25 protein-coding genes are annotated in these 18,229 nt (G+C 63.7%); 7 read left to right on the forward strand and 18 right to left on the reverse strand.

What is annotated here, in order from left to right:
• Positions 1-41 precede the first annotated feature (41 nt).
• From O6Y00_RS11095 to O6Y00_RS11115, 5 genes are read left to right on the forward strand one after another with little or no spacing between them, the layout of a single operon-like run.
• Complete coding sequence (locus tag O6Y00_RS11095) at positions 42-299, forward strand: hypothetical protein (protein WP_353442646.1); 258 nt, start codon at positions 42-44, stop codon at positions 297-299.
• The gene (locus O6Y00_RS11100; RefSeq protein WP_353442648.1) at positions 296-448 is read left to right on the forward strand and encodes a hypothetical protein; all 153 of its coding nucleotides are present in this window, start codon (positions 296-298) and stop codon (positions 446-448) included. Before O6Y00_RS11095 ends, O6Y00_RS11100 begins: the two co-directional genes overlap by 4 nt.
• Positions 448-633, forward strand: a complete 186-nt coding sequence (locus O6Y00_RS11105) for a hypothetical protein (protein ID WP_353442649.1) — start codon at positions 448-450, stop codon at positions 631-633. The genes O6Y00_RS11100 and O6Y00_RS11105 overlap by 1 nt, the downstream gene beginning before the upstream one ends.
• Positions 634-647: 14 nt before the next feature.
• Positions 648-833, forward strand: coding sequence for a hypothetical protein (locus O6Y00_RS11110; protein WP_353442650.1), 186 nt, complete (start codon positions 648-650; stop codon positions 831-833).
• 55 nt (positions 834-888) lie between these two features.
• Positions 889-1,227, forward strand: coding sequence for a hypothetical protein (locus tag O6Y00_RS11115; RefSeq protein WP_353442651.1), 339 nt, complete (start codon positions 889-891; stop codon positions 1,225-1,227).
• On the opposite strand, the gene O6Y00_RS11120 is transcribed toward O6Y00_RS11115, so the two are convergent.
• From O6Y00_RS11120 to O6Y00_RS11130, 3 genes are all read right to left on the reverse strand, one after another.
• A complete protein-coding gene (locus O6Y00_RS11120; RefSeq protein ID WP_353442652.1) occupies positions 1,205-1,825 on the reverse strand; it encodes a hypothetical protein in 621 nt (206 codons plus the stop codon). The genes O6Y00_RS11115 and O6Y00_RS11120 overlap by 23 nt on opposite strands.
• Before the next feature lie 121 nt (positions 1,826-1,946).
• Positions 1,947-2,285 carry a hypothetical protein gene (locus tag O6Y00_RS11125; RefSeq protein WP_353442653.1) on the reverse strand — a complete coding sequence of 113 codons (339 nt, stop codon included), beginning with the start codon at positions 2,283-2,285 and terminating at the stop codon, positions 1,947-1,949.
• Positions 2,286-2,359: 74 nt separating this feature from the next.
• Positions 2,360-2,893 carry a hypothetical protein gene (locus O6Y00_RS11130; RefSeq protein ID WP_353442654.1) on the reverse strand — a complete coding sequence of 178 codons (534 nt, stop codon included), beginning with the start codon at positions 2,891-2,893 and terminating at the stop codon, positions 2,360-2,362.
• Positions 2,894-2,955: 62 nt separating this feature from the next.
• Between O6Y00_RS11130 and O6Y00_RS11135 the strand changes: the two genes are divergently transcribed.
• The gene (locus O6Y00_RS11135) at positions 2,956-3,201 is read left to right on the forward strand and encodes a hypothetical protein (RefSeq protein ID WP_353442655.1); all 246 of its coding nucleotides are present in this window, start codon (positions 2,956-2,958) and stop codon (positions 3,199-3,201) included.
• 25 nt (positions 3,202-3,226) lie between these two features.
• On the opposite strand, the gene O6Y00_RS11140 is transcribed toward O6Y00_RS11135, so the two are convergent.
• Together O6Y00_RS11140 and O6Y00_RS11145 are read right to left on the reverse strand one after the other, a co-directional pair.
• Entirely contained in the window at positions 3,227-4,111 is an 885-nt protein-coding gene (locus tag O6Y00_RS11140; protein WP_353442656.1) for a hypothetical protein, read from the reverse strand.
• A 230-nt stretch (positions 4,112-4,341) separates the two neighbouring features.
• Entirely contained in the window at positions 4,342-4,638 is a 297-nt protein-coding gene (locus O6Y00_RS11145) for a hypothetical protein (protein WP_353442657.1), read from the reverse strand.
• A 119-nt stretch (positions 4,639-4,757) separates the two neighbouring features.
• Between O6Y00_RS11145 and O6Y00_RS11150 the strand changes: the two genes are divergently transcribed.
• On the forward strand, positions 4,758-4,994 hold the full coding sequence (locus O6Y00_RS11150; RefSeq protein ID WP_353442659.1) for a hypothetical protein: 237 nt from the start codon (positions 4,758-4,760) through the stop codon (positions 4,992-4,994).
• Here the strand turns inward: O6Y00_RS11150 and O6Y00_RS11155 are convergent.
• Genes O6Y00_RS11155 through O6Y00_RS11215 form a run of 13 tightly spaced genes read right to left on the reverse strand, consistent with a single transcriptional unit; the run spans position 4,972 to position 18,175 of the window.
• Positions 4,972-5,163, reverse strand: a complete 192-nt coding sequence (locus O6Y00_RS11155) for a hypothetical protein (RefSeq protein WP_353442660.1) — start codon at positions 5,161-5,163, stop codon at positions 4,972-4,974. The two genes, O6Y00_RS11150 and O6Y00_RS11155, sit on opposite strands and share 23 nt — an antisense overlap.
• 1 nt (position 5,164) lies before the next feature.
• Positions 5,165-6,943, reverse strand: coding sequence for a hypothetical protein (locus tag O6Y00_RS11160; protein ID WP_353442661.1), 1,779 nt, complete (start codon positions 6,941-6,943; stop codon positions 5,165-5,167).
• Positions 6,944-6,951: 8 nt separating this feature from the next.
• Positions 6,952-8,781, reverse strand: a complete 1,830-nt coding sequence (locus O6Y00_RS11165) for a hypothetical protein (RefSeq protein ID WP_353442662.1) — start codon at positions 8,779-8,781, stop codon at positions 6,952-6,954.
• Positions 8,781-9,191 (reverse strand): hypothetical protein, encoded by a 411-nt coding sequence (locus tag O6Y00_RS11170; RefSeq protein ID WP_353442663.1) that lies wholly within the window; start codon positions 9,189-9,191, stop codon positions 8,781-8,783. The genes O6Y00_RS11165 and O6Y00_RS11170 overlap by 1 nt, the downstream gene beginning before the upstream one ends.
• A 60-nt stretch (positions 9,192-9,251) precedes the next feature.
• A complete protein-coding gene (locus O6Y00_RS11175) occupies positions 9,252-9,887 on the reverse strand; it encodes a hypothetical protein (protein WP_353442664.1) in 636 nt (211 codons plus the stop codon).
• A 2-nt stretch (positions 9,888-9,889) separates the two neighbouring features.
• The gene (locus O6Y00_RS11180; RefSeq protein ID WP_353442666.1) at positions 9,890-12,127 is read right to left on the reverse strand and encodes a phage tail protein; all 2,238 of its coding nucleotides are present in this window, start codon (positions 12,125-12,127) and stop codon (positions 9,890-9,892) included.
• Positions 12,124-12,516 (reverse strand): DUF6950 family protein, encoded by a 393-nt coding sequence (locus O6Y00_RS21990; RefSeq protein ID WP_435368614.1) that lies wholly within the window; start codon positions 12,514-12,516, stop codon positions 12,124-12,126. Before O6Y00_RS21990 ends, O6Y00_RS11180 begins: the two co-directional genes overlap by 4 nt.
• 4 nt (positions 12,517-12,520) lie before the next feature.
• Entirely contained in the window at positions 12,521-13,165 is a 645-nt protein-coding gene (locus O6Y00_RS11190) for a hypothetical protein (protein ID WP_353442668.1), read from the reverse strand.
• Positions 13,162-13,836 (reverse strand): hypothetical protein, encoded by a 675-nt coding sequence (locus tag O6Y00_RS11195; protein ID WP_353442670.1) that lies wholly within the window; start codon positions 13,834-13,836, stop codon positions 13,162-13,164. Before O6Y00_RS11195 ends, O6Y00_RS11190 begins: the two co-directional genes overlap by 4 nt.
• Complete coding sequence (locus O6Y00_RS11200; RefSeq protein ID WP_353442671.1) at positions 13,836-16,475, reverse strand: phage tail length tape measure family protein; 2,640 nt, start codon at positions 16,473-16,475, stop codon at positions 13,836-13,838. Before O6Y00_RS11200 ends, O6Y00_RS11195 begins: the two co-directional genes overlap by 1 nt.
• A gap of 1 nt (position 16,476) precedes the next feature.
• Positions 16,477-16,635 carry a DUF7697 family protein gene (locus O6Y00_RS11205; protein WP_353442672.1) on the reverse strand — a complete coding sequence of 53 codons (159 nt, stop codon included), beginning with the start codon at positions 16,633-16,635 and terminating at the stop codon, positions 16,477-16,479.
• A 23-nt stretch (positions 16,636-16,658) separates the two neighbouring features.
• Positions 16,659-17,228 carry a hypothetical protein gene (locus tag O6Y00_RS11210; RefSeq protein WP_353442673.1) on the reverse strand — a complete coding sequence of 190 codons (570 nt, stop codon included), beginning with the start codon at positions 17,226-17,228 and terminating at the stop codon, positions 16,659-16,661.
• Positions 17,228-18,175: a phage tail tube protein gene (locus O6Y00_RS11215; RefSeq protein ID WP_353442674.1), complete on the reverse strand. Its 948-nt coding sequence runs from the start codon at positions 18,173-18,175 to the stop codon at positions 17,228-17,230. The genes O6Y00_RS11210 and O6Y00_RS11215 overlap by 1 nt, the downstream gene beginning before the upstream one ends.
• Between the last annotated feature and the right edge of the window lie 54 nt (positions 18,176-18,229).

Below are 18,229 nucleotides of genomic sequence, written 5' to 3' on the forward strand. Positions count from 1 at the left end.
TTCACCTTGCCCGAATCGTCGGAGCCGGAATAGGCTGCGCAATGGCCGACTTTGATGATTCCGTAGACCGTGAACTCGGAGAGGCGTGCAACCGCCTTGCTGCTTGGGTTGAGCCGCTGCCCGAGGGCCAGTTGATCGATGAGGCGTCTGGCCTGACGGAGCGCGATCTCGCGATGATCCTGCGCCGGCTATACGCAACGCGCGAATATACGCCGATCCCTATTCTGACCATGGATGAGGCCGCGGAGCGCTACGGCAAACCATCCGTCCCGGTTACCAAGAAAGGGCCGTGGTCGTGATCCAATGGAACGACACGCAAAACGAGCAGGCGAGGGCGATGTCGGACGCCGATCTGCTCGCGGCCTACCAGCGGACGACGGGCGAGCCTGGTGACCAACAGGCGGACGCGCTGCTCGCCGAGATCGAACGGCGTGATCTCGACATATGATGAGCGACCGCGACACGCGACGGATCGAGCACGCCGCGCGAGCAATGTGTCGGTTTCACGGTCTCCCGGAGAACACCAAGTTCGAAGGGCGTCCGATGTGGGAAAGCTACGTACCCGAGGTAAAAGCGATCGTCGCCGCGCTCGACGAAGCGGACGCGTCAAGTAAGGCCGAAACTGAACGATGAAACTGCAACGGGCGATGACCGATCGCGAGATATGGATCAAGGCAAGCGCCATCCTTGCGGAGCACGGCGAAATGACCGCCGAGTATATCATCGACCAGTTGGGGGATGTCCTCGCCAACGATGTGGCAGTCCAAGACTGGCGTCGGGTTGCCGTAGCGATCGACGCGATAACCGGCGCGGATACGCGCGGCAGCAATTGAGAACAAACGTGGAACGGTGTAGCTCGCGGCTCTGACGAGTCGGAGCCATGTTGCCGTGTCCAAGCCCAACCGAACGACGTTCATCGCCTTGGTGGTGCTCGACGACGCGATCAGAAGGCTTCAGGTCGACGGCCCGCTGAAACAGCCGCAGCACGGCGTCCGTCTGGCGCTGGCCTACCTCTACTCGATAACGCTGTCGAAGAATCGGGAGCCGTTCGATGTCCTCTGGCGGACCCTGACGGGACAGGATCGCCAACCTCCCGAGTTCCGGGTGACGTGGGCCGGGACGCAGTTCGCCCGCATCTGCGACGACATCGGCGTACCGCAGGACATCGTCCTGACCGAAGCGCTGGCGAAGGGGAGGGCGGACCCTACGCCCAACTCCCAGCGATAAGGGCAGCCTGGAACGACATAGCGTACCCGGCGACCTTCTCTGCACGATCGATCCCGTTGATGATGCGCCGCGCCGAGGTGAACTGCGCGACCGTCGCGCGGCCCGTCGCGGGCAGGTAGCTGGCGAAACGCTTTCCGGTGAACCAGCCTTCGGTCATACCGAGGACCATAATCTGTGCGGAGATCTCCGTCTCCATCGCCCGATCGTAGTTGGACGTCAGCGCGCCCTTCAGTCCGAGCTCTTCGTCCGCGCGCTGGTAGTTGTAGTCCCAGGTCAGCTGGACATCGCCGCGGCCGTACGCGATCTGCCCCCCATGCTTGCCCGGCTTTCCGTACGCCTTGCCGCGGCCGCGGCCGATCTCTGGAACCGGCTGCATCTTCTGCGCCGTCTCATGGAACGACGTCGCCAGTCCGTACGCGGCGAACGCCAGCGGCGATGCCTGCGCAGCAAACGCCCCCAGCTTCGCCTCGATCCCTTCGACCTGCGCCGTCGACATCGTGCCGAACAGGGGGCGGATCGCCGCGAAGAATTGCGTCGGAGACGCCAGCCCGTGCGCAGAACGCGCAGAGGCGGTCGCCGGCTTTGATGCCGTCGTCATCGTAATTCCTTCCAAGTTGAAGCTACCGAGGCCTGATGGTATTCGAGCTCTTGCCGATGGCCCTCTCCGCCAGTGCCGGCCGGCCCGTCTCGTGCATTTCCGCTGCGTTTGAGGCGGGCCGTTACGCTGCGGGCTTGTCGCCGAGGCCCATCACGGCCTTCAGCTTTTCGATCCGCTGCTCAGCGAGCTTGAACACACCTTCGCCGAGGATGCCGACGCCGCCGCCGTACAGCAGAGCGCTGAGGGGTTCGGGATGCAGGCTGATCACCAGACCGGCCGCGACCGCCAGCGTCATGCAGGAAACTGGTGCGTCGAGGATCCAGCGATGTTCGCGACGCGCAATCTCGCCGGCACCGATCCAGAACCGGGCGGACACACAGCCAAACAAGGCCGCGATCATCCCGGCCGCCTCGAACGGATAGCCGAGGAAGAACCAGATGGTAGGAGTCGAAGTCGTCACGGTAGCCCCCGTCTTTGCGACGGCCGCTGCTGCGACCGGAATAACCGCCCCCGCGGTTGCCATGAGCCGCCAGATCATCGCGTCGACACCACGCCGATCGCGGCGACGAATGTCAGCAGACCGAGGCGGAGCATGCGCTTCACCATCGGCCAAGCCAGCCACATATCCACCGGGAACGGGATCTTGCGCTGCTGCTCGATCATGCCCGGCTCCGACAGGATGTATGTCATGAGCCCGGCGATGCCGCAGGCGACGGCGATGGGGTCGACCAGGCGCTTCGCAGTCAGGTAGATGCCTGTCGCGACCGGATCATGCGGGTTCCAGCCCCATAGGTTCACCGCCTCCGCGCCGCAGCGGAGCGTGATGCCCGTCGCGAACAGGATGCCGAGGACGCGGTAGATGCTGGCCGGCGAAAGCCAGACGTCCCGGTCGCGGCACTTCACCCAGTCGCCGACGAGCTTTACGATCACCATGACCCCGATCAGGGTGGCGATCGTCATGACGGCGAGGTTGATAACGACGAGCCACCCCATCCCGTTGAAGCTGGGCGGGGCAAGGGTCTGCGGTCCTTCCGCGACCGCTTGGGCCGCGAAGCTGCTATTGTTCATGGTAGGGCTCCAGACATGGCTAAGGGCGGCCCGCGAAACGGACCGCTAGGTGGTTAAACTGGTTGCTTGGAAAGATCCGGGCTCTGGTCGCCCGCTCCGTCATTGCCGCGTCATGGGCGGCAGAGTATCAGGCGCAGATGAGGCTAATAAATCTTGACTGGGGCGACCCCGACACGCTTGCGATGATGCTGTTCTTCTTTGGCCTTTTGGCACTCATCATCGGCTTGGAATACGCATCGCCGAAGAAAAAGAAGAACCGCGGATCGAAGCGCAATTTCACGGAACGACGGGGCGACATTATCGACTAACTCAAATGTCGCCCCGTTCCTTCGATTAGCGGATAGCGATCGGCATCGCGACGAGTTGGCGCGACGGCTTCGGGCGACCGTTTCCGAAGCTCACCACATATTGCATGAAGAGCATCGTGGGCCGGTCGCCAATGTGACCGAAGTTACGATCTGAGGACCGCTCATCGAGCAGCGATGGATACGCAACCGAGAACGGCAGCGAACCACCCTTAGGCCCTGTCGATAACCACGAGACCAGCGTCGGTGCGCTCCAGGTCCCGAGGTTTGCCGAAGTTCGGTAATAGATGCCGCGCCCGGCCGGAGAACCGCCAGCCCGGCTATCGTACACCGCGACCCATGTCTTCGTGCGGTCATGATAGTATAGGCCCCGCGCCGGGAAACTGTCGCCGTCGCCGAGCAGTGTGCAGTTGTAGCCCGTATCCGCCGGCGTCACGTTCGAGAACGTCGAGCCGTTCCAATACTGCCACCGGCGCCACGAGCCGATCTGTACCCGCATCGCGCACGTTCCGCTGGCACCAGCGTCCGAGCGCCGCCGGATCAGGACGTAGCCATAGCCGCCCTGCTGGACCATGTTGGTCGACCAGAAGTAGCCAGGCGGGTTGCGGGTTGCCTGCGAATACTGACGAGGCGGTCCGAACAGAATTTGAGCAGGCGGGCGCGCGATGTACGAGAAGGACGCGCCGCCATCGTTCGACTGCAGCCCGACGATGCCATTGTACCAGCACGCCGTCCGGTCGCCGCTCGCGGCGCATGGGGCGTTGTGCCGGTAAGGCAGGTAACCCGAGCTTGCCAGTGCGAAGACGTTGCGCCCATCGGCCGTAAAAACCGCATCGAGCCATGCCCGGTCATCGAGCTTCGCGGGGTCGGGGTCGCCTTTGGCGGTGAAGCTGCTTTGGCAGGTCTTCCGCAAACTCTTCAGCGTCCGCCCCCGTAAAGGTATGTTCCGATAGGATGATGCATAGAGCACTATCTGACCCGAGGCGTCTCTGAAGCCAACCGCAGGCGTGTCCGGCCCATCCGCGCCGTTGCACCCGTCGTTGACCTGATCGAATATCACAGAGGGCGGACCGGCCCGGCTTAGCACTGGGGCCCCTGTTACCGGCGACGCGATTGCGAGGATCAGCAGCAGCGCGGATCGGGTCATAACTTGCTCACCTTGCTATTAACCTGGAGCAGCGAAAGATCGCTGTCTTCCAGCCGAATCACAAGTGCGTCGCCCCCTCCCTCGGACACGTCGGCATCGAATGAAAAGCCGCAACGCCCATTGCCCAGCCCAGCGTCGAACAGATCTTGCCGGAAGATGCCGACGACCCCCGACCCGACGCAATGTCGCCCGACGAAAGCCAAGACGTGCTGGCCCTCAAGATCAACTGCTTCGCTGTAAATCCAACCGCCGACACGGCCGTTCTCCAGCAGGTCGATCGCGCCTTTAATCATTCTGAGTCTCCGGTATCATTCCGCCCGGATAATCTTGAGCGCAGCAGACTGCCAACGGAGATCAGGGGTCATTCGTTACAAAATGGCACGACGCCCTGACGGGCAGGCCGCGGTCCTATATGATCGTTTCATTCAACGTAAAGGAACCTGATATGGCAACCGCCGAAACCAACACTTTCCTCGACACCACGCTTGCCGATGGTCGGACGTTCGGCGTGCGGATCGCAGCGGTTGCTTCCTACAAACCGGCAGGCGCGGATCAAACCGAGGTCAGCTTTTCAGATGCTGCCCCGGTCACGATCGCGTTGGATAGTAAGAAGTTCGCCGCGCGCCTTAAGGCTGCACGCGGGAACTAGCACGCAGCAACGGCTGGAACGGATGCGGGATGAGCTCGCCCTCGATAGGGGTGCGGATCATACCCGCTTCGGCCATCTCGCGTTCGACCCACTCTTCCGAGCCTTCGTCGATACCGAAGTCCGAGTCGAACCCAAGCGCGATGTCCTGCTCTTCGAACATATCAGGCATATCAGAACCCCGTGAAGTTTCGCAGCGGCTCTTCTATCCTGAAAAGGCCCTTCCACAAAATTGTTTTGCTGGCCTGTCCCGTCACCGTGAAGACGAGTTCGTAGCGAGATGGGACATTACTTAGCGCGACGGTCCAAGTCGACGCCGCGGCGTCGCTAACAACAGGCGTTACGATCGAGCGCAGAACGGAGAACGCCGTATCAACACCCCGGCGGACGAGAATATCAATCGTCCATTCCGCGGTGTCGCCGGTCGTCTGATCTTGCGCGAAAATCGTGCCCGTGATGTTGAGCGTCTTATTCGTCAACAGGCGGATTGAGTTGGCCGCGGTCGTCGCCGCGCCGTCGGTCGTCATCAGGCCCGCCGTCGCGCTGGTAGTGGTCGCTCGGAAGTCGTATGTGCCGGCCGTGCTAAGGCCGCTGCGCGATGGGAAATTGTAGTGCGTGCGCGGCGTACCTGAACAACCGAACCCAGTCATGCGGCCAGAGCCGAAGAGGGCGAAGTCGCCAAGCCCCGACCCGGTAGCCCGACAATTTACCAGCGACGTGTCATCGCTATCCAGCGTAACGGGATCGGACCCAACCCACGTCAGCAGGTTGATGCCATCGGACACCGTGCCGCTGGTGTGCGTTGGCGGAATCGTGCCCCACTGCGTTGCGCTCGTGCACTGGTAGATGTTCAGTCCGTAATAGGTGAACCGAGCGTCGCTGGGGTACGTCATGCCGGCCACCCACTGGCGGTAAGTGTTGGCCTGCGCGCAGAACCCGTATTCAACGCTGTTGCGCGCATCGCAGTTTGACACGCGCGTACGCTTCGCGGACCCGCCGAAGTTCGGGATCATGTAAATCCCGTTCTTCTGACCAATGGTCATAACCGAATCGACGGTGCAGTTATCTCCGCCGATCGCCACACCGGAACCGAGCCCGCCCTTGAAGAATCCGCCAATCAGCTTGTTGTTGGGACCTGAAAAGGTAACGGAGCCATCGCGCGCATCGGCCGCATAGGCGTCATAGACTTGGTTGTCGTAGCATTCCGAGGTGCTCGCCCAAACATCGCCGCCCAGCTGATTGACGGTACCCACCCCGCCGGCGACCAGCGCCGCGACCACATCCTTGATGTATTGCGTCTGCTTGGAGGGATCGACCCACTTGCGGATGCGCCGCGCCGTGATGTTATTGGCGCCATCCGACGGCAGGATGCCGCCCAAGCAACCGTTCCGCATGTAGATATCGTCAAGCGTGATGTTGTGCGCGCCGCTACCAATCGGGTTGATGCACGATCCGCGCATCTCGCGCATCCGAATCCGGCGCAGGTTGCAGTATGGCGCAGCGATGTTGATCCCGCTGTTTCCCTCGGCGAAATTGATGTCTTCAAGTTCGGTCTGTTCGCCGCCCGCCAGAATCTGCAACTGGTACAGCGTGTTGCCCTGTGACGTGGGAGCGAAGGTGATCCCCGAATAACGGCTGCTCGCGCCGCTGATCTGAAGTGCCACCTGTAAATTTGGAATGAAACGGGCCTTCCGCCCCAGCGCATACAGAAAAGCGCCGCCCTTGGTGTCCTGCGGCGTGCCCGCGTAAGCGTAGTCTCCGTCAGGGACTCCAACGTAGGCTTGGCTGTCAATCGCCCGCTGAATGGCGCTGGTCCAGTCGCCATCGAACGGCGACCGGAAGTCGTATAGCGTACGAACGCGCCGCAGCTTAGTGAATGCCGACTCGCCGTATGGGGCAAAATCCGGCACGATCGGCATACCGAAAACGTCAAGGGTGGGAAGCGTTGGCATCGGCGTTCCTAAGCGGTCAGCAGCGCAAGAGCGCTGTCGAAGGATGGGGCAGGGCGAAGCTCGAGAGACAGTATCGAGCCGAACAGCGGGTTAAGTGCACCGAACCGCCCGATCATGGCTTGCGTGATCGCGGCCTTAGGCAACGCAACCGTCTGCGCTATCTTGGTGCCGGCCGTACCGCGTGCTGCGACCTGAATATTCGTACCGTCCCATGCCAGCGCGACCTTGAACAACGTCCCGGCCGCTTGCGCAGTCATGGCGGCCGTTGCCACGGTCGCTGTAACACCGCCGGCAACAACCCGCCCCTCGACGCCCGTACCCGTAGCGTTGACCAGCAAGCCGAGGACGTTGTTCTGGGTGCCGTCACCAAGCGACAGGACGCCGAAGCCGTCCGGCCCCGTCAGACCCTGAATGCTGACGGTGGCGACCATGCAGCCAGACTGCCCGATCACCGAGGCTATGGACTGCCCAGCTACCGTCGCCACCCCTTCCGCCCGGACCGGATTCGCGGACACACCGGCTGGCGACTGCATGAAGGTGCTGGCGAAACCGCCGTCCTCGATCTGCGGCGCGAAGATGTCGAAGGTGAAGTCGTAGCTGTTGCCGCTAACAAGAATTGCGCCGAAGCCAGCGTCGACCCGCGCAATGGTACTGGTCGCGGGGAACGCGAATGGGCGCTGGAACCTTAGTACCGAGGCCGTGGGCACGAAGACCGTTGCCGTGTCAGACGAGACAGCCCCGCCTGCCGCGGTAAGCGCACGTACGCGATGGCGGAAGCTGGTCGGCGGTCCGGGTGCCGCGAACAAACGCATGTAGAACGAGGATGTGTAGGTCTTCGACGGACCCGCCATCGCACCGGTAGTTGTTTCGAAATGCAGCGCGAATGACGTGCTTGTTGCCGTCCCGCTCGCTCGCATCCGCAAGCCCTTCATTCCGTTGACGGTGACTGCCTGTACGACTTCCAAGGTCAGTCCGCCGCTTCCGGATATCGCCCAGGTCGAGCTTCCGGACGGGTCGCCGTTCGCTGTCGGCAGCTTGCCGGAGCCCGTCGTGACGACCCCGGCCGTGAACCCTTCGCATCTGTTCGCTCGGACAAGGTTTGCGCGCGCGCCAGCGAACAAAGCGCCGATATATATGCCAGTTGTGAGGTCGTAGCCTGCTTGAAGCTGATTGTCCGCGACCTCTTCGTAATTAAGCGAAACGTCGAACCCGCCCCGGCGAGACGGACGCGAGAAATTCCACGCCGCGGTATTGGCTATTCCGGTGCCCGCCGGGCCAACCGACGCCACAGAAAAACCGCTGGATACTGCGACGCCTTGGGCGACCACTGTTTGCGCTTGGGCAATAGCCGTGTCAGCTTGGCCGAGCTTTGTATCGACGCGGAGTACCTGCCCACTGATGGTACCATCAACCGCGGTAAGCTTCATATCTACGCGACTGACCTGAACGCCGACGATTCCGTCGACGCTAGCGAGCTTGTCATCAACCTCGCCGACCTTCTGACTGGTCGTCTCGCCCAGTTCAGTGATTGCGTCATCGACGTCGGACTGTGCCGCGGCCAGCGCCGGCCCTACCGTCGCGATCGCAGCGTCGATCTGTCCGTCCTTGGCTGCAACGTGAGCGGTCAGCGCAGCCTTCTCCTGCCCGAACGCCTCGCCGGTTGCGGCGATGAGAGCGTCGACATCGGCGCTCGCCTGATCGGCCGCGCCAAGTGCTGGCGCACGCAGGAAGGCGTCAAGCGCGGCTTGCGTCGGTTCGGCGATCTGACCAGCCAGGAATGCTTGTTCTGCCGCGCTGAGACCCTTGCCCCCGCGCAGCTGCACGATCGTTCTAGCCATCAGCTATCGTCCCTTTCGATGATCCAGTCGATGTCCGCCTGCGCGAGGGGCGGTGCGGTGCCGGCGGTCGTGGCGGCCGAGCGCGAAACGTAGAGCGCGCCGCCCTGCCGGCGCTGGCGACCGCCATCGAGCAGCACCTCAGCCAGTTCCCACTTCAGCCCGACTACGCCCGCCAACGCCGCACTCAGGGCCGCGGGCAGGGCCATGTCGGCGAAGTCCCCGTCTAGATCCTGCTCGATGGTGCTGGCGGCGCTCCAGCCTGGCTCCGTGCTGCCGTCCGGCCGGTAGATGGTGAAGGCGTAGACCTCGCCGAGAAGCTCGCGCGTGGTGCCGTCCGCCAGCTGGCGCCGGTAGCGCAGCGCGAGGGGATCGCCGCCCGCGACGCGCATGTCAAAATTGCGGTCGATCACGCGCGCGTCTCCGCGCCGCGCATTGCTGCCCGGTTGGTCATGGCCTTCTCCAGTTCGATGTCAGGTGTTGAGGCGGAACAGCTTGGCCGGGATCGAGAAGCTGGCGCCGATCGCGAGCAGCGGCGCAGTCAGGCCCACGTTGATCGATGTCGACGACACCGCGATCGCGTCGTGGATCGCGTAGCCGTCGATAGCCTTGGTAGGTGCCAGGGCAAGCGGATCGCCAGCCGCGAGCCCCATCGACGTGGGAACGGTGATCACGAGGCGCCGAACGCCGGCGGTCAGCGCGACGGTCGCGGTCTGCCCGATCGTCACCGTCCCGAGCAGCGCCGCGGCCGATTTGCCGTCGAGCCCGTTCTTCCCATCCTTGCCGTCGGTAGCACGCAGGCTGGCGAGCCACTGTGTCTGCGTCCCGCCATATCCGGCCGCGCGCGCAATCTGGTACGCGGATGCGCCATCGATGCCGTTCGAGCCGTCCTTGCCCGCCGGACCGCGCAGGTGCTCGTCCTGCGTCGGATCGCTTACTAGCGGCAGCGATAGCAGCGCGCCGTCGTAGATCACGCCGCGCACCAAAAGGGCGACCATGCCGGAGGTAAGCGGGGGCGGCATCAGCGAGAAGCTGAGCGTCACCCGGCCGTCCGCGCCTTGCTTGAACATCAGATAGACGCGCTGGGAGTAGGGAATGGTCTGATGCATGATCAGGGTTCCTGCTCATACGGGTTGCGCCCACCGCCGCCCCACCCGCCAGGCGGGGTCGGGGTCGACGGGTACGAAGTGCCGCCGGCGTTCGCGGTCGTCGACCAGCCGATGAAGACGTACTGCGAGGACGCGAACTGGGCTGCGGCTGGCGCAGCGGCAGCGACGTAGATCGATGCCGACAGGTCCCTGAACACGCCGTACTGCGTGGCGCTGGCAAGCCCCGCCAAGGTGTCGGCTGGGAAGGCAATGGCGCGGCCGTCGTCGATCACCCCGGTAAACGCCACCAGGCTGATCGCCGTGTCGGTGCTCGATACCGGATAATCGACGTCGTAGGTCCGGAGAAGGTAGGCGCCGCGCGCCGAGCTAAACGAGCCGGCCGTCACAGCGGCCAGTATCAGCCGCGGGCCCGACACACCCCCGGCAAAGCGGTACGACACCGCCCCGTCATACTCGACGGCACCGCCGACGATCATACGGCGCTCCTGAACACTGGGCGCCGCGAACACCGGATCGATCCAGCCGTCGCCATCGGCTTGGCCCGCAACATGAGGGCGGTATTCGAAGCGGACCTCGCTGCAGTACATATCCTCGACGGCGCCGGTGAAGACGAGCGCGGGCTGATCGGTACCATCGGCGCCGGCGATCGTTGTGCCCGTCAGCATCCACGAGCCCGGATCAGGCACCCCGTAACCGTCGGGCGGGGTTTGTGCGTCCGCCGTCGTGCCGTCGGCGATCTCGTCGCCAACCGACCAAGAGTAACATGCGGCGTTGATCTCCCGCAGTGTCAGCGCGTTGCGCCATTCTTTGCCCAGGCTGTAGGATTCGATCCGGAACTGAACCGGCAAGCCGTTGGTGCGCCGCGCCGAAGTCCAGACTATCCAATCACCTTCCTCGAGCTCGCAGAAGCGCGGGCCCAGCGTGACACTGGCAGTGCGCAGCAGTCGACCGAGCCGGCGACGGATCTCACCGATTCGCTGAGCCTGTGTTGGCGACGTCGCCAAGCGCAAGGCCATGGCCGCTTCCCGGGGGCGTCCATCTGCAAGAACATCGGCGTTGTTCCGCCGGATCGGAGCGGCCCGGCTTACCCATTTTTGCGCAGGATCGACGTAGTTTGGGACGACGGTGTTGGCCCATTCCTCGTCAGCCTCGCTTCGAAAATCGCTAAAGTTGACCTTGGTGCCGGAAACGAGATCATCGTCGGTGATGTAGGCGACTGGGCTCTTTGCGTGGCCTGGTTCGACCGCCACGCTACCCTCAGGCTGAATAACGATCCCGCCCATCGCCGCGGCGAAGATTTCGGCGACATCTCCAAAGACTTCGTCCGCAGCAATTATTCCGCTGGCGCGGTACCGGCGTTCGGAACCGCCAGCTTTCAGCGCGACCGTCTCATCGCATAGATTGGCGGCCGTGAAGATCCGCTCGGGCGGTGCCTCCAGAGCACTCAGGCCGCGGCCCACCAACAGCTGGGTCGGCTGATCGACCCGGTCACACGCATACACCCCGCGGTCGAAGTTGTAGCGGCAGATTTCGGCATTATCGTCCCACTCGCGGGTGGACGGATCAAGCCAGCGATGAGGCCCGGATCCGCCGGTGACCGTGCTATCCTTGCGCGGATCGTAGAGACGCAAACCACGGATTACGCTAAGGAAAGTCGGGCGCCCGCTGGTCCAGATCGGCTTCTTCGCATCCGCCGCATCCGCCTTGTACTCGAAAACAACATAGGCGACGCCGCGCAGGCGATCTGCCGTTGACCAACCGCCCTGGGCGGTGAGGACGGAAGGTGGCGTTTGATCGGCGCTGCCGTTTCGCCAGGAAACGCGCAGCTGGCTTCCGTAGCCCGCTACGTTTCCATCGCCAGCATAGGCGACGTAGGTGTCGTTCACGTAGAAGCCGAGCAGCGCCTCGCACAGGTGATCGGCGAGAACGACGACCAGTACTTCCCAGTCGGTGCCGTACTTACCGCCGTAATTGAAAGCGTCGGCGAGCGAGCCCGCGGTTGCTCCTTCACCGAACATCGCCCGCCGCGCAACCTCGCCGATCTGAAGGGCGGTTTCCGATGCCTGCCTCGCTTCGCTGTTGCCCTTGGACCCGATGAATGCCGAGCCGATCGAAACAGCGGCTGCCAAGGGTCCCCCAAAGAAAGCGGTCGACGCGTTCGCCAAGCCTTGTAGCGCGCCTTTCTTGCCGCCGAGCAGAAACCCTGAAACCGGGCCTGTCAGCTTGTTGACGACCTTCATTCCAACCCGCTCCAGGCATGCGTCATGGCGTTGCGCTTTTGCCGACAATTGCCATTGTCGCCGGGTCCGACCAGCGTCTCTCCCTCGACGACCATCAGGCGCAGACCGAGCATGTCATCGGGCACTCCAGCAATGTCGCCACGCTGGGCCAGAGCAGGTGCGATCGCAGTCAGTCTCGCCGATACCGCGGCCTCCATGCCGCCAAGGCGCCGGAGTGCACGCACTGCGCCGGTCAGGGTCGCCCAATGCCTCAGGCCACGCAGGGGGGATTCGCCCCCCTGGGCGACAATGGCGCCCGCCGCGTAGCGAACACAATCGTTGCACCTCCAATCGAAAGGCATGACGGCGCGGCTGGCGATGAAAGCGAGTAGGGCATCGTGATCGCGCATAGCTCTATTCAGCCCCGGCGTTGTTGCGGACGCTGCCGCTAGCCGCGCTGCTGCTGATGGAATTCGGCAGTGCCGAAGCGCCCGTGGCCGGCCTTTGGCCGCCCCAGTACAGCGTCTTGGCTCCAGCATAGCTCACACGGCGAAATCCGCCGTCGGTAGGATCGATTAACCGCTGATCGCTGTCAGTCCGCATCCGCCCCCCTCGCCGGCCAAGCCCCCGCGCAGCGCCTTCCACAGCGATCCCAATCACCGCGGCCTCGCCGATCGTCTCGTCAGTCTCGACCGCGTCGATACGCCCCCGGTCGAAGACATGCTCGTCGAGGAGGATCGTGCCGGAAGAGTCGAACACAAGGCGGCGCGATGCCACAGATGCTCCCCGAAGATCGGCTGCGTCGAGCAGCGGAATGACGTCTGGATCTACGCCGGACATAGACATGGACATGCCTTGCGCCGCGCCACCGACCGCCGACGAACTGACCTGGGCCAATGCGCGGTCGCCGATTCCCAGATAGCTTTGACCGCCTAGTACGATCGTACCTTCGCCATTCCAGAGGCGGACGGGAGGATCGCACAGGATCTCGGTCGCACCGCCGACGATCACGTCGCCGCGGCCGATCGCGGCCATTGCAAGATCGGTGAAGCTCTTCACGCTCGCAGATCCTGCACCGCAGAGATTTTGCCACTCATGACAGATAGCCGACGATCAATTGGCCCAAGTTCAGACTCTCCAGGAAGGAGCTTCATCACACATGCCGGGCGGTCGAGATGTGCGATCGCGCTTGCCGGCACCACCAGCGTCGGAACGGGCGGCTCGACTATGAACGTGGCTGTCCCGCCTGCATTCGCAGACGCCGGTAGCACGAGGCGGACCAGTGCACGGCGCGCATCACCGACGCCCCAACGGAAGCCTACGTAATCCCCGACGGACCCCTGAAAGCCAGAAGGAAGCCCGGTCAATGTAAGCTGAGCGCTGCCGTCGCCGTCGATCACCTGCGACCAGGTTGACGCCGCGCCGCCGAAGGCTCCACCGCCAGCACGGGTCATACCAGCAAATCCGCCCACATAGGCGAGCGGAAACGGACGTGCGATGTCGCGGCCTAGGAATGAGCGCTGGCTACCGCGCATGCGCAAAAGCCATGCCCGCCAGAGATCCGACTTCGCCGCGCCGATCTTGCCCAGCTGCCACGCTGCCACCCACAACGGGTTGCCCGCACTGACCGCACCGATCCGGCCGCCAGCCTCGGGCGAGAGGAAGTCGACTCGTTGCAGTTCGAAGGTCTGCTGTGCCTGACCGGCCTCCGGTTGTTCCAAGGGCAGCATCAGATCACCCGCCTTATTTTGGCGTCGTTGTAAGCGGCGATAACGCGGCCCGGCAGTTCTGAGCGGAGGTCGGCGAGTTGCTGCTCAACGCGCGCGAGGCCGGCAGCGTCGGCACCGGTCGCATCGATGCTGATCGGCATGCTGATCGAAGGCATATTGTCGTTTCGTGCCAGCATGCGCCGCGTTTCGGCTGCGGGCGTCACCCGTGAGCCGCGAGACATCGACACGAGTTCCGGACCGTTCTCGCCGACGAGCGAAACGCCGCCACCCCAATATTCGGTGCCTGTCGCGTTCGTCCCGATCTTCGAAGTCGGTGAGGCGTTGGCTCCGGTTATGAGGTTGGACAATGACCCGATGAGACCACCCTTATTGCCGAGCTTGCCGATCTGGCTGAGGGTCCATTTGGCGGCAAGATCCGCGATCGCGTTCATGCCCCTTTCCTTGAAGCTGTCGAAGATCGACCGCGTCCCGCCGCTCATGAGGTTGCGGTACAGGCCAGCAACAGTCCGGACGCCCTCTTGCTGGACCTGCTGGCGACGCTCATGCTCGACAGTCCATGCGCTGATCTGCTCGTCCTGCTGCGCCCGCCACGAGGCGTTCCCCGCAGCGAACGGATCGTCCACCTCGCCGAACATCGTCTTAAACGACGCAGCCTGCTGAGCAGCCGCCTTGGTCTGCTGCTCTTTGAAGAGGGAATAGGTGTAGTCGCCGGCCTGATCTGCGCTGATCTTGCCCGCCCCCCGCAGAGCAGCAATCTTCTTCAGCGAGGTCGCATATTCGTCCGCCGCGGCGCGCGCGGGATCGAACTGCTTTACGACTTCCGCAAGGTCGCTTTCGAGCTCGCGGTTGGCGCTGGCGAGATCCCTCGCATCCTTGGCGGCATCCGCCGATGCCGTGCGCTGTGCCGCGGTCCGCGCCCATTCGACATGCCAGTGACCGGTCTCGGCAAACACCTTGGTCAGCCGCACGCCTTCAGCGGCGAACGCATCCTTGATCTTCTTCGCCGTAACACCTGCTTCGAACTGGATATCGAGCGCGTTGCCCCGTTCGTGCGCGCTGGTGCCGGGCTTGGCGACGGGGTTCTCTTTCGGCTTCCCCTGAGCGATCCATGCGTCGTACAATTGCTGTTGCCGGGCAGTGCTCCGATCGGCGCTGTTGACCTGCAGCCCCGCCGCGCGAGCGATTGCCGAAGCCTCCGACGACGTCACCTCGCGGCCGTACTGCTTCACGGTCTCCTTCGATGCGTGCTGTTTGTCCTGCTCGGCTTTCACCGCGGCCGCGCGGTTCCGCTCGATCGTAGCCAGCTCGCGCGTCAGCGCCCCGTCGACATCTTGCCCGGCCTTGATCCGCACGCGGGCTGCGTTGCGCGCGGCGATCGCTTGATCGTCGTAGTCCTTCTTGATCTTCGCCATCGGGTCGGACTGCCGGGCTGCCGCCTCGGTCGCCAAATCGATGCGCGTACCCATCAGGTTACGCTTGGCCTCGTCGATCGCAGCCTGATTGGTCTTCAGCTGCGCCTGTAGCCCAGCGACGCGGCCGGACGATTCGGTCAGTGCCAGCGTGCCGAGTTCGCCGCGCTGGCCCAAGCCCTGCGAACGCTGCTTGTCGACATTCTCCTGCGCGATCGCCTGATCGAGCAGCGCCGCGGTAACGCCGCGGATCGACATCTCTTTCTTCAGGTTTTCCTTGGCGAGGATGTTGGCGCGTTCGGCTGCCGACCGTTCGCTCTTCGCCGCGGTATCCAACGCTTCAGCCTGCTCGCGGATCGACGCAGCAACCCCCTCGGCCGAACGCGCAAAGCGGTCTTTCGCGATCCGGGTGGTTTCGGTCTCTGCCGCATCCTTCTTGAGCTTATCGACGGCCTCGTCGATTGCGCTATTGGCGCTGATGATCTTGCCGATCAGCGGACCGAGAACGAGCGCGCCGGCGGTAATCGCCAGACCCCAGGGACCGATCATGAAACGGGCGAAATTGCCCGCTTTGCCTTCAAGGCCGGAGAACTGGCCCGCCACCTGTCCGCCCTGAATTGCGAACACCTGAAGGACGTTCGTCCCCATGCTGATCTGGGTAAACGTGTCCTGCAGCTGATAGCTAAGGCCCTGCATAGCGGCGCGTTGGGCACCTGCCGAATTCCCGCCGCGCAGGTGAGCACCGGACGCGGCGTCCAGCGCCTCCTGCTCAAGCCGAAGCTTCACGACGTATTGATCGAGCGATAGCGTTCCGGCGCTGACCAGCGTGCGCGCTTCCCCGATCTCGCGATTGAACCGCTGCTGCGCTGCGAACGCGGGATCGATCGCAGCGACGAGCGCATGCGTTCGCTTCTCCAGCCGCTCTTCCTCGGCGTACAGGGCGGCGAACGCCGCGGCCGACGACCGGGCAGAGCCCTCCCACTGGCCAAAGCCAGTGCCGTTCGTGTCGCCGATCCGCATCTGAACCGCGGTCTGCGGCATGATCGCGGAAATCTTCGCTGCGGCGTTTTTCTGACGCTGCATCGCGGCCTCAACGTCGCGGCCGGCATTCTCGTACGAGCGCGCCCACCGCTTGGCCTGGACGTCGCCGGTATCGGCGATTTCGACCAGGTCCGCCTTGACCTGCGCCTTGCCGGTCGTGCCGAGGCGAATTGATGCAGCGTTGGCCATGCTATTCCCCTCCTTCGGATGCCTCGGCGAGGCGGTTGACGATCACGGCTTCGACGGCCGGCAGAACTTCGGCGAGCAGGTGCAGATCGGCGTCGAGGGCGCGACCCATCGTCATCACCGCACCGAAATCGAGCGCGAAAGGCTGGCCGACGCCACCCACGCGCAATTGGCGGTCACAGCCGGTCAGGACGTTCCAGACGGCCTCTTCGGCTTCGGTTTCCGCCTCGTAGAGGACGTATGGGCACTCGCCGCATCGGTCGCCGTCGCCCGCGGTGCAGGTGAGCCGGCAGTAATCGGCTCCCCCGTCGCCTGCGTCGAAATGCCATCCTGCGAGGGCGACGATTCTTTTCCCGGGGCGGCGCGCTCGCGTTCGCGCTGAACGAACGGGATGACATAGGCCGCGTCGAACGCCTCGAAGGTGAGGGGGTCGGCGAGCAGCATGGCCTTGTTCGCGGCGGTGCATTCCAGCGCCACGCCGGCGCCGGTGTCGTCATCATCGGCCATGATGCAGACGTCGCGCCAATCGAGCGCGCCGGCGACGATCAGCGCGAAGCTGAGCGCGTCGCCGAGTTCTTCCATCTGCTCGGCGACCGAAGCGGTATCGCCCCCTTCGGCACCTTCCGTTCCCAGTGCGTCCAGAGCCGCCCTGCGCGCGCGGCGCAGCATCGGCCGCGTAATGGGCGCGAAGAGCACGCTCGCGCCCATGACCGGCGTCCAGGCCGGTTCGACCTGTTGTTTCTGCACGACCAGCATCAGGCGTAGCTCGCCTGCGTGTTGGCCAGGCGAACGTTGAAGAGCGGCGAAACTCCATCAACACCCGCGCCTATGCCGCGAAACTCGGCCATGATGCCGCCGGGCCCTGTTATCGGGCGCTTGGGACGCGGCAGGAAGACGCGCGCAAGCGTGATCTCGAAGGCGGAATCACCCGTTCCCCAATTCAGTTTGATCGAGACAGGAGTCTTCGACGTCGCCTTATTGTAAAGGGTCAGATCTGCGAACTTGGTCGTCAGCGAAACACTGGCTGATGGCATGCCGGCGTCGACGTCATTGATCTCGCCATCCGCACGGATTGTTTCATCTTTGTCCAACCCGTTGGAATAGCTGACCTGCGCAGTAGTGACCTCGCCCACTACCGCGCCATCGATCATGATGGATCCACTGGCCTGTGCGAAACGGTCGATTGATCCGAACGTCGCGAGAGTTCCGACGTTGGACGTCAGCGAAGGAACGGTCTCGCCTTTGCCGATCAGCCCAAGCGTCATGCTGGAAAGCCCACTACGCTGCATCGTGATCTGCAGAGTGCCTGCTCGAACCCCATAGTGGGTCGAGTAGGAAGGCCGATCGGGCATTCCGATCTCGATTGATGCCGAAGGAAGCACCGCCGCCCCCGAAGTGAACAAATGCTGGAATGCGGTAGCCGTCGGCAATGAAGAAGGCGCGCCGAACAGCAGGCGAAGCCAATAGCCCAGTGCGATACGGTCGAGCGGAACGACGATGTCACCGTCATTCGTTACAACGTCGTATGTGGGGTCCGCTGGAGAGCGACCCTGGCCGAGCAGATCGCTCTCGATCAGGCCCTGCTCGGCGCCGAGGTTGCACGATACGAAAGGCAGCTTCGTGTACCCGCTGGCCGGCGGGGTGCCGTATGCGGTCTCGAAACCGAGAGCCATGATGGCATTCTGGCCGCGTGCGCGTCCCATGAGCGTTCTCCTGTCAGGCGAGGGGGTTGGGCGTCGAGTAGGACGCGATGATCA

This window comes from Sphingomonas faeni, from assembly GCF_040407565.1.
Taxonomy (GTDB): domain Bacteria; phylum Pseudomonadota; class Alphaproteobacteria; order Sphingomonadales; family Sphingomonadaceae; genus Sphingomonas; species Sphingomonas faeni_F.

Excerpts from the sequence above, each read along its gene's own strand:
- O6Y00_RS11095 (WP_353442646.1), top strand. The coding sequence starts at position 42 with ATGGCCGACTTTGATGATTCCGTAGACCGTGAACTCGGAGAGGCGTGC.
- O6Y00_RS11105 (WP_353442649.1), top strand. The coding sequence starts at position 448 with ATGAGCGACCGCGACACGCGACGGATCGAGCACGCCGCGCGAGCAATG.
- O6Y00_RS11110 (WP_353442650.1), top strand. The coding sequence starts at position 648 with ATGACCGATCGCGAGATATGGATCAAGGCAAGCGCCATCCTTGCGGAG.
- O6Y00_RS11120 (WP_353442652.1), bottom strand. The coding sequence starts at position 1,825 with ATGACGACGGCATCAAAGCCGGCGACCGCCTCTGCGCGTTCTGCGCAC.
- O6Y00_RS11130 (WP_353442654.1), bottom strand. The coding sequence starts at position 2,893 with ATGAACAATAGCAGCTTCGCGGCCCAAGCGGTCGCGGAAGGACCGCAG.
- O6Y00_RS11145 (WP_353442657.1), bottom strand. The coding sequence starts at position 4,638 with ATGATTAAAGGCGCGATCGACCTGCTGGAGAACGGCCGTGTCGGCGGT.
- O6Y00_RS11150 (WP_353442659.1), top strand. The coding sequence starts at position 4,758 with ATGATCGTTTCATTCAACGTAAAGGAACCTGATATGGCAACCGCCGAA.
- O6Y00_RS11155 (WP_353442660.1), bottom strand. The coding sequence starts at position 5,163 with ATGCCTGATATGTTCGAAGAGCAGGACATCGCGCTTGGGTTCGACTCG.
- O6Y00_RS11160 (WP_353442661.1), bottom strand. The coding sequence starts at position 6,943 with ATGCCAACGCTTCCCACCCTTGACGTTTTCGGTATGCCGATCGTGCCG.
- O6Y00_RS11165 (WP_353442662.1), bottom strand. The coding sequence starts at position 8,781 with ATGGCTAGAACGATCGTGCAGCTGCGCGGGGGCAAGGGTCTCAGCGCG.
- O6Y00_RS11175 (WP_353442664.1), bottom strand. The coding sequence starts at position 9,887 with ATGCATCAGACCATTCCCTACTCCCAGCGCGTCTATCTGATGTTCAAG.
- O6Y00_RS11180 (WP_353442666.1), bottom strand. The coding sequence starts at position 12,127 with ATGAAGGTCGTCAACAAGCTGACAGGCCCGGTTTCAGGGTTTCTGCTC.
- O6Y00_RS21990 (WP_435368614.1), bottom strand. The coding sequence starts at position 12,516 with ATGCGCGATCACGATGCCCTACTCGCTTTCATCGCCAGCCGCGCCGTC.
- O6Y00_RS11195 (WP_353442670.1), bottom strand. The coding sequence starts at position 13,836 with ATGCTGCCCTTGGAACAACCGGAGGCCGGTCAGGCACAGCAGACCTTC.
- O6Y00_RS11200 (WP_353442671.1), bottom strand. The coding sequence starts at position 16,475 with ATGGCCAACGCTGCATCAATTCGCCTCGGCACGACCGGCAAGGCGCAG.
- O6Y00_RS11210 (WP_353442673.1), bottom strand. The coding sequence starts at position 17,228 with ATGCTGGTCGTGCAGAAACAACAGGTCGAACCGGCCTGGACGCCGGTC.
- O6Y00_RS11215 (WP_353442674.1), bottom strand. The coding sequence starts at position 18,175 with ATGGGACGCGCACGCGGCCAGAATGCCATCATGGCTCTCGGTTTCGAG.